This is a genomic window from Methylobacterium sp. J-048 (assembly GCF_022829515.1).
In the GTDB taxonomy this organism is placed as follows: domain Bacteria; phylum Pseudomonadota; class Alphaproteobacteria; order Rhizobiales; family Beijerinckiaceae; genus Methylobacterium.
The window spans coordinates 92618-104677 of record NZ_JAKSYL010000105.1 but is presented as its reverse complement, the minus strand read 5'-3'; the positions used below and the strand labels follow the sequence as shown (position 1 = coordinate 104677).

General features: G+C 69.7%; 11 protein-coding genes. 4 read left to right on the top strand and 7 right to left on the bottom strand.

Going from position 1 to position 12060, the window contains the following annotated elements; all coding sequences use genetic code 11:
- Positions 1–117: 117 nt before the first annotated feature.
- The 4 genes from MKL09_RS08385 to MKL09_RS08370 all read left to right on the top strand — a co-directional run bounded on the left by MKL09_RS08385 (position 118) and on the right by MKL09_RS08370 (position 2769).
- On the top strand, positions 118–441 hold the full coding sequence (locus MKL09_RS08385) for a multiprotein-bridging factor 1 family protein (protein WP_243963539.1): 324 nt from the start codon (positions 118–120) through the stop codon (positions 439–441).
- A gap of 152 nt (positions 442–593) precedes the next feature.
- Positions 594–1331 (top strand): PIG-L deacetylase family protein, encoded by a 738-nt coding sequence (locus MKL09_RS08380; protein ID WP_244019467.1) that lies wholly within the window; start codon positions 594–596, stop codon positions 1329–1331.
- A complete protein-coding gene (locus MKL09_RS08375) occupies positions 1328–1921 on the top strand; it encodes an SAM-dependent methyltransferase (RefSeq protein ID WP_244019466.1) in 594 nt (197 codons plus the stop codon). The genes MKL09_RS08380 and MKL09_RS08375 overlap by 4 nt, the downstream gene beginning before the upstream one ends.
- Positions 1918–2769 carry a glycosyltransferase family 2 protein gene (locus tag MKL09_RS08370; RefSeq protein ID WP_244019464.1) on the top strand — a complete coding sequence of 284 codons (852 nt, stop codon included), beginning with the start codon at positions 1918–1920 and terminating at the stop codon, positions 2767–2769. Before MKL09_RS08375 ends, MKL09_RS08370 begins: the two co-directional genes overlap by 4 nt.
- 81 nt (positions 2770–2850) lie before the next feature.
- Here the strand turns inward: MKL09_RS08370 and MKL09_RS08365 are convergent, their stop codons facing one another.
- The 7 genes from MKL09_RS08365 to MKL09_RS08335 all read right to left on the bottom strand — a co-directional run bounded on the left by MKL09_RS08365 (position 2851) and on the right by MKL09_RS08335 (position 11978).
- Positions 2851–3822, bottom strand: a complete 972-nt coding sequence (locus MKL09_RS08365) for an HpcH/HpaI aldolase/citrate lyase family protein (RefSeq protein WP_244019463.1) — start codon at positions 3820–3822, stop codon at positions 2851–2853.
- Positions 3823–4006: 184 nt separating this feature from the next.
- Complete coding sequence (locus tag MKL09_RS08360) at positions 4007–6769, bottom strand: phosphoenolpyruvate carboxylase (RefSeq protein WP_244019461.1); 2763 nt, start codon at positions 6767–6769, stop codon at positions 4007–4009.
- 220 nt (positions 6770–6989) lie between these two features.
- Positions 6990–7880, bottom strand: coding sequence for a succinate--CoA ligase subunit alpha (sucD, locus tag MKL09_RS08355; protein ID WP_243963547.1), 891 nt, complete (start codon positions 7878–7880; stop codon positions 6990–6992).
- Between the two features lie 14 nt (positions 7881–7894).
- The gene (locus tag MKL09_RS08350) at positions 7895–9073 is read right to left on the bottom strand and encodes a malate--CoA ligase subunit beta (protein ID WP_243956589.1); all 1179 of its coding nucleotides are present in this window, start codon (positions 9071–9073) and stop codon (positions 7895–7897) included.
- A 239-nt stretch (positions 9074–9312) separates the two neighbouring features.
- Positions 9313–9954 (bottom strand): methenyltetrahydrofolate cyclohydrolase, encoded by a 642-nt coding sequence (fchA, locus tag MKL09_RS08345; protein WP_244019459.1) that lies wholly within the window; start codon positions 9952–9954, stop codon positions 9313–9315.
- Between the two features lie 12 nt (positions 9955–9966).
- Complete coding sequence (locus MKL09_RS08340) at positions 9967–10827, bottom strand: NADP-dependent methylenetetrahydromethanopterin/methylenetetrahydrofolate dehydrogenase (protein WP_244019457.1); 861 nt, start codon at positions 10825–10827, stop codon at positions 9967–9969.
- 206 nt (positions 10828–11033) lie between these two features.
- Complete coding sequence (locus MKL09_RS08335; RefSeq protein WP_244019456.1) at positions 11034–11978, bottom strand: D-2-hydroxyacid dehydrogenase; 945 nt, start codon at positions 11976–11978, stop codon at positions 11034–11036.
- Positions 11979–12060 lie beyond the last annotated feature (82 nt).

Genomic DNA, 12060 nt, shown 5'->3' with positions numbered 1-12060 from the left:
CGCCCCCGCGGATGCGACCGAATTTCAGCACAATTATGGTCGCCGCGCATCGTGCGGCGCCCGGAAACGATCGGCGGCCGATATCGTTGTCGATCTTTGCACGGAATGGAGGACGACGTGGCAGGATCAGACGAGGGCGGCCAGGCCGGGGCGAGCGCGCCTGCGATGAGCCCGGCGCAATCGCGGGCGGCCCGGGGGCTGCTCGGCTGGTCCGAGGCGGAGCTCGCCGCCAAGGTCGGCCTCGACGAGCGGTTCGTGCGCGACTTCGAGAGCGGCTACGGCGACCCGCCGAGCGGTCAGATCGAGGCCCTGCGCAGCGCCCTGTGCGCGGCGGGCGCAGTGTTTGACGATGCACCGAATCCCGGCGTCCACTTGGCAGCGCAGGCCACGGCCGACGAGGGCGTCCGGCTCGGCGCGCTCACCACCGAGAACGATCGCTAGCAGGAAGCTCGGCACGCCGCTCATGACGCGTTCAGCCGCCGAGGCCGATAGCTGGGGGGCTCGATCTGCCCGCCGTCCCAGGAGCGATCCGTGACCCTTCTCCTCGACCGCTCGATCCGCACCGGTGCGCAACCCGCGACGGGTGCACGCTGATGCGGGCCGACGCCTTCCTGGCAGCAGCCGACGCGCTCCCGGTAGCGGATTTCGGCCACTTGGTGGAACGGGGCGGCCTCGTGGTGGTGGCGCCCCATCCCGACGACGAGAGCCTGGGCTGCGGCGGCCTGATCGCGGCGGCGCACACCGCCGGTCGGGACGTCCGCCTCGTGGTGGTCAGCGACGGCTGCGGCTCGCACACCCATTCCCAGCTGTACCCGCCGGACAGGCTGCGCAGCCTCCGCGAGGCGGAGACGCTCCGGGCGGTGGCGGTCCTCGGCCTCGCGGCGGAGGCCGTCACCTTCCTGCGCATGCCCGACGCGCATGTGCCGAGCGAGGGCGCCGAGGCCGAGGCAGCGGCCCATGCCGTGGCGCAGGCCGCGACCGCCTGCGAGGCCGGCGCGGTGTTCGTGACCTGGCGGCACGATCCCCATTGCGACCACAAGGCATCGGCTGCCATCGTCGGGCTCGCCCGACCCCAGATGCCCGGCGTTGCGGTCTACGAATACCCGGTCTGGGGCTGGACCCTACCGCCGGAGACCGAGGTCGGGCCGGCGCCGGACGGCCTGCGCCTCGACGTCTCCGCCTACCGCGAGGCCAAGGCCCGGGCGGTCGCGGCCCATGAATCGCAGACCACCGACCTGATCTCCGACGATCCCACGGGCTTTCGGTTGGAGCCCGCGATGATCGACCGGCTCTGCGGACCCTACGAGTGCTTCGTCAGGATCCCCGCATGAGCCGCGCGACCGAGACTTTGCCGGTGGATTACTTCGCCGGCATCTACGCCAGTGACCCGGATCCCTGGCAGTTCACGAGTTCGGCCTACGAACGCGACAAGTACGCGGCGACGCTGGCCTGCCTGCCGCGGCCGCGCTACCGTGCCGCCTTCGAGCCGGCCTGCGCGATCGGAGTGTTCACCCGCGCCCTGTCCGAGCGCTGCGACCGCCTCCTGGCGAGCGACTTGGTGCCGGCCGCCGTGGAGGCCGCCCGGGCCCGCTGCGCCGACCGGCCGACCGTCGAGATCCGCCAGGGCGCCGTGCCGGCGGACTGGCCGGAGGGCCGGTTCGACCTGATCGTGCTGTCCGAGTTCCTGTATTTCCTCGCCCCGCCCGACCTCGCCGAGCTTGTCCAGCGCGTCGGCGGCGCCATCGAGCCCGGCGGCGACATGGTGCTGGTGCACTGGATCGGCGAGACCGACTACCCGCAATCGGGCGACGCGGCCGCCGAGAGCTTCATCGCGCAGGCCGCCCCGTTCGCGCGCCTGTTGCATCAGGACCGGACCGACAAATACCGGCTCGACGTGCTGCGCGCCGGAGCCTCCCTGTGAGCACCACGGTCATCACCCTCAACAAGGGCCGCGGCGCGCATCTCGCGCGATTGCTCGAAGGACTGGGGCGCGGCACGCCGCCCGAGGCCTGCATCGTCGTCGAGATCGGCGGTGATGACGCCCCGCTGCCGGACCTGCCGTTCCCGGTCGCGCGCGTGCCGTTCCCGCGGGACGGCCTGCCGCTGGCTGCCGCGCGCAATGCCGGGCGCCGGGCCGCCCGGACTGACACGCTGATCTTCCTCGATGTCGATTGCATCCCCTCGCGCGGCCTGGTCGCCGGGCTATCGCGGGCGGTGGCCGAGCACGATGCCCTGATCTGCTGCGAGATCGGCTACCTGCCAGCCGGCGCCGTCCAGGATGGCTGGCAGGAGGCCGAGCTCGACCGGCTCGGCCATCCGCACCCGGTGCGGGCCTTCCCGCCCCCCGGCCTAGTGGCGCCGGCACCGCAGCCCGGCCTGTTCTGGTCCCTGGCCTTCGCGGTGCGGGCCGCGACCTACGACCGGACCGGCGGCTTCGACGAATCTTTCTCCGGATACGGGGCGGAGGATACCGACCTGGCGTTCCGGGCCGACGTGGCCGGCGTGCCGATCCTGTTCCTCGGCGGCCCGCGGGCCTACCACCAGCACCATGCGAGCCACGACCCGCCGCTCCAGCATTTTCGCGATATCGTCGCCAACGCCGCCCGCTTCCACGCACGCCACGGCCTCTGGCCGATGGATGGCTGGCTCGACGGCTTTGCCCGCCTCGGCCTGATCGCGGCCGACCGGTCGAACGGGATCGTGGTCCACCGCGACCCGACGCCCGCCGAGATGGCGGCGGCGCGGCTGCCGGATGCGCGGCCGTTCTGAACGGATGGCGTCGCGACCGGTGATTCCGGCCGCGACGCGAACCTGACCCGCCCCTCCCCGCAGAGGGAAAGGCGAAACCCCTCACGCCTTCATCGCATCCGCCTTCTCGATCAGCGCCTCGGCCATGCGGATCGAGGCGATGTCGATCAGGCGGCCGTCGAGGGAGACGGCGCCGCGGCCGGCCTTGGCGGCTTCCTGCATGGCCTCCAGGATGCGCCGAGCCTTGGTGACCTCGGCCTCGGACGGCGTGAACACCTCGTTGGCGAGGTCGATCTGCGAGGGGTGGATCGCCCACTTGCCCTCGAAGCCCAAAGCCGCGCAGCGCTTGGCCGCCGAGCGGTAGCCGTCCGGATCCGAGAAATCGCCGAACGGACCGTCGATCGGGCGCAGGCCGTAGGCGCGGCAGGCCACCAGCATGCGGTTCTGGGCGAACAGCCACGGATCCTGCCAATGGGTCTGGCGATTGCCGGCCTCATCCTTGTCGGTGAGCACCGAGAAGTCCGGGTTCACGCCGCCGATCACCGTGGAGCGGGCGCGGGTCGAGGCGGCGTAGTCGGCGACGCCGAAGGACATCGCCTCCAGGCGCTTCGACGACTGGGCGATCGCCTCGACATTGGCCATGCCGAGGGCGGTCTCGATCAGCACCTCGAAGCCGATCTGCTTGTCGCGCTTCTTGGCCTGCTCGATCTGGGTGACCAGCACGTCGATGGCGTAGACGTCGGCTGGCACGCCGACCTTGGGGATCAGCACCATGTCGAGCCGCGGACAGGCTTCGACGATGTCGACCACGTCCCGGTACATATAGTGGGTGTCGAGACCGTTGATGCGGATCATCATGGTCTTGCTGCCCCAATCCAGGTCGTTGAGCGCCTGGATGATGTTGGTGCGGGCCTTCTCCTTGTCGTCCGGAGCGACCGCGTCCTCGAGATCGAGGAAGATCACGTCGGCGGCCGACGACGCCGACTTCTCCATGAAGGTCGGGTTGGAGCCCGGGACGGCGAGTTCGGAGCGATGCAGGCGCGGCTTGGCCTGCTGGATCAGGGTGAAGCTCATGGGTGTTTCTCTCTCCTGGTAACGGTTCTGGTGCCGCCGTCGGGCTGGACACGCCCGGCGGTGGAAATGGCGCGCGTTAGGCTTCGCGACAGAGCGAGGATCCGTGTTTCAAGCCGATCCACCGGGTCGAGACGCCCGCGCTTTTCTCCCTCCCCCGCAGAGGGGGGAGGGAAAGTTGCCTCCCCTATCCCGTCGAGCCGAAGCCGACCGCGATGCAGTTGATCGACAGGAGCAGGGCGGATTTCACCGCCTCGCGCCGGTCCTCGTCGGTCTCGGCGCGGTAGCGGGCCAGCAGCTCGACCTGCTCGCGACCGACCTGGTTGATGGTCGGCAACCGGCCCTTCAGCCGGTCGCGGAACAGCGGGAAGCGCTCGGCCAGCTCGGTTCCGCCGCTGACCCGCAGCACCATCTCCCGGGTCAACGCGTACTCGGCCTCGATCATCGAGAAGATGCGGTCCCGGACACCCGCGTCGGGGACGAGGCCGGCATAGGCGCGGGCGATGTCGAGATCGACCATGATCAGGGTCTTCTCGACCTCGTCGAGGACCAAGCGGAACACGCGTGATTCCTGGAACAGGCGCTTCAGGGTCGCCTCGCCGTCCCGGCCGCGCACGTCGAGGAAGCTCGCGAGCCCCGAGCCGACCCCGTACCAGCCGGTGACCACGTGCCGGTTCTGCGACCACGCGAACACCCAGGGGATCGCCCGGAGATCCGCGAGCGAGCGGGCGCCGAATCGGCGGGCCGGGCGCGAGCCGATGTTCAGGAGCGCGATCTCGTCCAGCGGGCTCGCCGACTGGAAGTAGTCGACCAGGCCGTCGGTCTGGAGCAGCCGGACGTAGGCGGCCCGCGATGCGCCGGCGAGCGCCTCCAGGGCGTCGTCGTGGCCGACACTCGCCCGCTCGCCGTCGCCCGCCAGCGCATGCTCGAACACCGAGGCGGCGAGCAGCTCCATCTGGTAGGCGGCGGTGCCGCGGTTGGCGTATTTGAATGAGACGACCTCGCCCTGCTCGGTGGTGCGGAACCGGCCGCGGATCGAGCCCGGCGGCTGGGCCATGATGCCCCGGTGGGTCGGGACGCCGCCCCGGCTCACCGAGCCGCCGCGCCCGTGGAAGAACGCGATTCCGACGCCGAGTTCCTGGCCGAGCCGGGTCAGCTTGCTTTGCGCCTTGTACAGCTCCCAATTGGCGGCGACGAAGCCGCCATCCTTGTTGGAATCGGAATAGCCGATCATCACCTCCTGCACCCCGCCCTGCCAGCGGGTCGAGCGGCGCACCACCGGCACGGTGAGGAGCTCGCGCATGATCGCCGGGGCGGCACGCAGGTCGTCGATGGTCTCGAACAGGGGCACGATCGCCAGGGGGCAGATCTCGGGGCGGATGTCGGGGCCGGCGGCGTCGAGGAACACGCCGGCCTCCTTGGCCAGCAGGTAGGCGCCGAGCACGTCCTCCACCGAGCGGGTCATCGACAGGACGAAGGCGCCGAACGCCTCCCGGTCGAGGGTCTCGCGCATCTCGGCGACGAGCGCGAAGGTCGCCAGGGTCTCGCGGGCGGCGTCGGGCAGGTTCTCGAAGGACCGCTCCGGGTCGCGGGGCCGGACCAGCTCGGCGTCGAGCCATTGCCGCCACGCCGCCGAGCCCAGCGCCGGGGGCTCGCCCTCGCCGTTGCGCTGGCGCCAGAGCGCCTGGAGCGTCTCAGTGGTCCGGGTGGTGTTTTCGCGCAGGTCCAGCCGGACCGTCGAGAACCGGAAGATCTCGACCATGCGGCGGACCGGCCGGACCAGGTCGCGGCCGAGCGCGCCGCACTTGGCGTCGTCCAGCCCACGCTCCAGCACGCGCAGGTCCTCGATCAGGCCGTCGGCGCTGGCATAATCCGGCCCGGACGGGTGCTCGCCCTCGTTGCGGGCGATGGTCGCGTCGAGCTTGCGCAGGACGCAGGTGAGATACTGGCGATACGGCTCGCCGGGATTGCGCCGGGCGATGGCCCGGGCCTGGCCGCTCTCGGCGAGCTGGCGGTCGAGTTCCTGGCGGAACGTCTCCGGCAGCGGCAGCGCCCGCTCGGTGAGCGAGAGCGTCCGGCCGAGCTCGCGCACGCCGTCGCGGTAGCGGTTGAGCGAGGCCAGCGCGTTGCGATGCAGGGCCTGCCGGGTAACCGCGGCGGTGACGTAGGGATTGCCGTCCCGGTCGCCGCCGATCCACGAGCCGAACTGGAAGAACGGCGGCACTTGGAACGGCGTGCCGGGATAGGCCTCAGCCAGGGACTCCTCCAGGGTGTCCATGGTCTCGGGCAGCATCTCGAACAGGGTCTCGTCGAAGAAGTGCAGCCCCCAGGCGACCTCCCGCTCGACGGTGGCCTTCTCCAGGTGCAGCTCTCCCGTCATCCAGACCAGCTCGATCTGGTCGCGCAGCTCGTTCATGAGCCCGTTGCGCTCGCGGTCGGTCCAGCGCGGCATCTCCAGCTCGCGCAGCACCAGGTAGATCCGCCGGAATTTTTCCAGCACGGTGACCCGCTTGCCCTCAGTCGGGTGCGCGGTCAGCGTCGGTCGGATGCGCAGGTCGCTGAGCAGCGCCTGGATTTTTTCCGGCGGAATGCCCTGGGCGCGCGCGTCGGCAAACACCTTCGCAAACGAGCCACTCAAGGCCGCCCGCCCCTCCGTGCGCTCGACGTGGCGGCGGCGGCGCATCGCGGCGTTCTGCTCGGCGATCGAGATCAGGTGAAACCAGATGCCCTGCACCTGGAGCGCGCGGGCCAGCATCTCTGGCGAGAACCGCGAGATGTCGGCGGTGCCGTGCAGCACCGCCTCGAGATCGGGATCGTGGCGGCGCGCGACGTCGAGCAGGGCCTGGAACAGGATGTCGAGGGCCTGCTCGGCCGAGGTGCCGGTGATCACCGGCGGCGCGAAGGCGCTGGCCTCGGCAAGGGCAGGCGATGCGTGGAGGGTACGGGTCATGGAGCCACCTCGTGGCGCACGTTTTTGAAGAAGCCGCCGCGATGTCCCCTCCCCCCTCTGCGGGGGAGGGTGGCCCCTGCGTCAGCAGGCGTCGGGAGAGCGGAGCGACGGTGCCGGAGAGGTCGCCGACGGGCCTTGCATCCTGAAGCGTCGCGCTGCCCCTCTCCCGCCCCGCATCCGCGGGGCACCCTCCCCCACAGAGGGGGGAGGGTTGAGACAGCTACGCCGCCCGGGCGAGCACGTCGGCCACGGTCTGGCCGAACGAGCCGGGATCGGGCGCCACGGTGAGGCCGTAGGAGCGCATGATCTCGGCCTTCTCGGCGGCGCTGTCGCCGGCCGCCGAGATGATCGCCCCGGCATGGCCCATGCGACGGCCCTTCGGGGCGGTGAGCCCGGCCACGAACCCGATCACCGGCTTCGACATGTTGTCCCGGATCCAGGCCGAGGCCTCGGCCTCCTGCGGGCCGCCGATCTCGCCGATCATCAGCACCGCGTCGGTATCCGGATCGGTCTCGAACAGGGCGAGGTGATCGAGGAACGACGAGCCGTTGATCGGGTCGCCGCCGATGCCCACCGAGGTCGAGATCCCGAGCCCGAGTTCCTTGAGCTGGGAAGCGGCCTCGTAGCCGAGCGTGCCCGAGCGCGAGATCACCCCGACATTGCCCTGGAGGTAGATGTGGCCGGGCATGATGCCGAGCATCGCCTTGCCGGGCGAGATGATGCCGGCGCAGTTCGGGCCGACCACCATGGTGCGGCGATCCCGCGGGTAGCGCATCAGGTAGCGCTTCACCCGCATCATGTCCTGGGCCGGGATGCCGTCGGTGATCGAGCAGACCAGCCGCAGCCCGGCATCGGCCGCCTCCATGATGGCGTCCGCCGCGAAGGGCGGCGCCACGAAGGTGATCGACGTGGTGGCGCCGGTGGCGGCGACCGCCTCCTTGACGGTGTTGAACACCGGCAGGCCGAGATGGGTGCGGCCGCCCTTGCCGGGGGTGACGCCGCCCACGACGTTGGTGCCGTATTCCAGCATCTCCTTGGCGTGGAAGGTGCCCTTGTCGCCCGTGATGCCCTGGACGATGATCGGGGTGGTCTCGTCGATGAGGATGCTCATGGCGTGGTCTCCCCTCAGCGATTCTTCTTGGCGGCGTCGCAGGCTTCGACTGCCTTGCGCGCCGCGTCCGACAGGGTGTCGGCGGTGATCAGGTCGAGGCCGCTCTCGGCCAGGATCTTCTGGCCGGCCTCGACGTTCGTGCCGGCCAAGCGCACCACCAGGGGCACGTCGATCTTCACCTCCCGGGCGGCCTGGATCACGCCCTCGGCGACCCAGTCGCAGCGGTTGATGCCGGCGAAGATGTTGACCAGGATCGCCTTGACGTTGCGGTCCGAGAGAACCAGCCGGAACGCCGTCGCGACCCGCTCGGGCGAGGCCCCGCCGCCGACATCCAGAAAGTTCGCGGGCTCACCGCCCGCGTGCTTGATCATGTCCATGGTCGCCATGGCGAGGCCAGCGCCGTTGACGATGCAGCCGATCTCACCTTCCAGCCCGATATAGCTGAGGTTGTGCTCGGCGGCCTGCGCCTCGCGGGGATCGCCCTGCGACGGGTCGTGCATGTCGGCGATGCCCGGCCGGCGGAACATCGCGTTGTCGTCGAAGGACATCTTGGCATCGAGAGCCAGCACGCGGTCGTCCTTGGTGACGACCAGCGGGTTGATCTCCAGCATCGTGCCGTCGCAGTCGCGGAACGCCCGGTAGGCGTTCATGATGGTCTTCACCGCGGCCGAGACCTGCTTGATGTTCAGGCCGAGCTGGAAGGCGATCTCCCGGGCCTGGAACTGCTGCAGGCCCACCGCCGGCTCGACCACCACTTGGATCAGCGCCTCGGGCTCGTTAGCGGCGATCTCCTCGATATCCATGCCGCCGCGCTGGCTGGCGATGACGCGCACGCGCTCGGCCTTCCGGTCCAGCACGTAGCCGAGGTAGAGCTCGCGCTCGAACGGGTCGGCGGTCTCGACGTAGACCCGCTGGACCGGCTTGCCCTCGGGCCCGGTCTGCAGGGTGACGAGGCGCTTGCCCAGCAGCTCCTTGGCGGCGTCGCGGACCTCGTTGTAAGTCCGGCACAGCTTGATCCCGCCGGCCTTGCCGCGGGCGCCGGCATGGATCTGCGCCTTCACGGCCCAGAACGAGCCGCCGAGTTCGGTGGCAGCGTAGACTGCCTGGTCCGGGCTGAACGCGATGGCGCCCTTCGGGACCGCGACACCGAAGCTCGCGAGCAGCTCCTTGGCTTGGTACTCGTGGACGTCCATTCGGCGCCTCCTCCGCGGTCGTTGCCGCCGTCTGACGCTGTCTACTTTAGTTGAATGGGAAGATTACGCCCGTCAAATTTTTTGATCTGTCGGTTTAGGTCACCTTTTTCGCGGGTGCGGCAGATTTTGTACCGAATATTGCAATGCAGCATCGCAGAAAAACAGCGAGGCCGGGCGCGCGATGCACCCGGCCTCGATTGTCGATCCATTTGCGTCCGCCGCGGCGGATGCGGGGTGCCTCAGTTCACCTTGGCCTTCACCACCCCATAAACCTTTTCGGTGAGCGCCCCGGCCTCGCCGAGCAGGCTTTCGAGTTCCCGGAGCCGTTCGTCGGCGAACTCCCGGTCCTCGATCCCCTTGGCGTTGACGTAGACGTTGAGCGCCGCGCTGCGCAGGCCGGCATAGGCCGAGAGCACCGCCACGCCGGCATCCGAGACGACGTTGAGGTTGCCCTTCTCGGCGGTGATCACCGCGAGGTCGATGACCGTGCGGCAGGCCCGGCAGCAGGACAGCGGCACGTCGGTGGCCGTCTTCAACGCGGCCTGGATCGCCGCGGCCCGGGCGGACTTCTCGTCATCGGTAGCCTTGGGCAGGCCGTAGGCGCCCATCACGGCGTCGAAGGCCTGGACATCCTCGCCGATCATGCCGGTGAGCACGACCCGCAGGCCCTCGGACCGGGCGAGCACGTCCTTCAGCTCGGCCTCGACCTCCACGTACTTCTTCTTGCCGATGGTCAGGTTGCAGACCATCGACACCAGGGCCGCGCCCATGGCGCCGGAGATCGCCGCCGCGCCGCCGCCGCCGGGGGTCGGGGCGGCGCTCGCCAGCTCCGTCAGAAACTTATCGATGCTGTCGGTCTCGGGGGGACGTGTGTCGGTCACCGGCGCCTCCCCTCAGGCCATGGACTTGGCGAGCGCGTAGATCTCCTCGGCATCGAGCACCTGCTCGGTGCTCTCGAAGAGCTGGCCGACGCAGGCCCGGTGCAGCTTGAGCTTCAGGCCGCCGATGCCGAGCGCGCCGAACGCTTTCTTGCCGTTGCGGTCCTTGCCCTTGTCCATCACCTCGATGCCGCCGATCCCGGTCGGGGGCTGGGCGTTGTAGTCCGCGACGATCTCGACCGCCGGGTCCTGGGCCCAGGCGGCCTCCGGCAGCAGCTCGACGCCGATGGCGCCGGCCGTGAAGATGAGGTTCTTGCCCTTCACCAGGGCGATGCGCGAGGCCTCGTCCGGCGTCGCGGCGGCCTTCACCGAGACCTTGAAGCGGGCGTTGATCGCGTCGGCGGCGGCCTGGGTCTTGTCGAGCGCGCGGCCCGCGATGGTCACGTCGGCGCCCTCGCCGGCCAGCAGCGCGGCAGAGCGCATGCCCACCGGGCCGGTGCCCGCCAGCACGACGGCACTCTTGCCCTGGAGCGAGCCCGCGGCCTTAGCCACCAGGGCGACGCCGGCGGCGGCCGTGGTGTTGGACCCGTTGGAATCCAGCATGCACGAGACCCGGAACGGGCCGAAGAACCGCTTCTTGACCGCGGCGAACAGCTCCTCGCCGGCCGCCATGCTGCCGCCGCCGACGAAGATCGCCGTCGACTTCTTCTCGGAGCCGCCGCGGGTGTAGATCGTGCCGTCGACCAGCGCGCCGACATTGTCCGGATTCACGCCGCCGTAGCCGGTGATGTGGTCGGCGCCGCCGTCGTAACCGACTACCGTGTCGAACACGTTCGGCATCGCATCGGTGTCGAACAGGAACAGCAGCTTTTTCATTTCTTTTTTGATCCTTGTGTCGCGCCTGGCGGCGCTGTCGCTGATTGTCGTTGGCGCCGTGGCGCCGATGGGCGCGCCTCTCCTCCCTCTTGCGGGGAGGAGCCGGAGGTGGGGGTGGTTCCGGAAGGACCGGAGCGTTGCCGTCTGCACCACCCCTAACCCCTCCCCGCAAGGGGGAGGGGAACGCGCCCTCCAAAATCCCGCCGCTAACCCTCGACCACGTTCTGCGGCTTGCCGGCGACGAACGCCTCGACGTTGTCGACGAGCTGGTCGGCGAGGATCTGCATCGCCTCCTTGCTGGCCCAGGCCACGTGCGGGGTGACGATCAGGTTCGGCAGATCGGCCTCGCACAGGATGTTGCCGTCCTTGGGCGGCTCCTGCGCGACCACGTCGAAGCCCGCGCCCGCGATGGTGCCGTCCTTGAGCGCGGCCAGCAGCGCCGCCTCGTCCACCAGCCCGCCCCGGGCGGTATTGATCAGGATGGCGCTCTTCTTCATCCGCTTGAGCTCGGCGGCGCCGATCATCCCCTTGGTGTCCGGGGTCAGCGGCACGTGCAGCGTGATCACGTCGGATTGCGTCAGGATCGTCTCGAAATCGACCAGGCCGTCCTGCGGGAACACGTCGTAGGCCAGGACCTTCATGCCCAGCGCCTCGGCACGCTTGCCGATCGACTTGCCGAGCGCCCCGTAGCCGACGATGCCCAGCGTCGAGCCGGCGATGTCGTAGATCGGGTAGTCGAAGTAGCAGAACTGCGTGGACTTGGCCCAATCGCCGCGCCGCACCGAGTTGGCGTAGGGCACGATCGCCCGGCGCAGCGCGAACATCAGCCCGACGACGTGCTCGGGCACGGTGTTGAACGCATAGTTGCGGATGTTGACGACCGTGATGCCCTGCGCCTTGGCCTGGGCCTTGTCGACCACGTCGGTGCCGGTGGCGGCCACCGCGATCAGCTTCAGGTCGGGGAGTTGCTTCAGGGTCTCGGCCCGCATCGGGACCTTGTTGATCAGCGCGATCTCGGCGCCCTGGAGCCGGGCGACCGTGTCCTCCGGCGTCCAGGTCGAGTCGTGCTCGACATACTCGTGCGGGAAGCTGAACGGCCGGACCGTCGCGTCGAGGGACTCACGGTCCAGGAACACGATTTTCTTCGTCATGGATCCCCTCTCGGGCGACGGGCGGTTTCCTCGGGATTCTTTTTGTTATTTGCCTGCCGAGGCGGGAGCGGCAAGCGGCTCC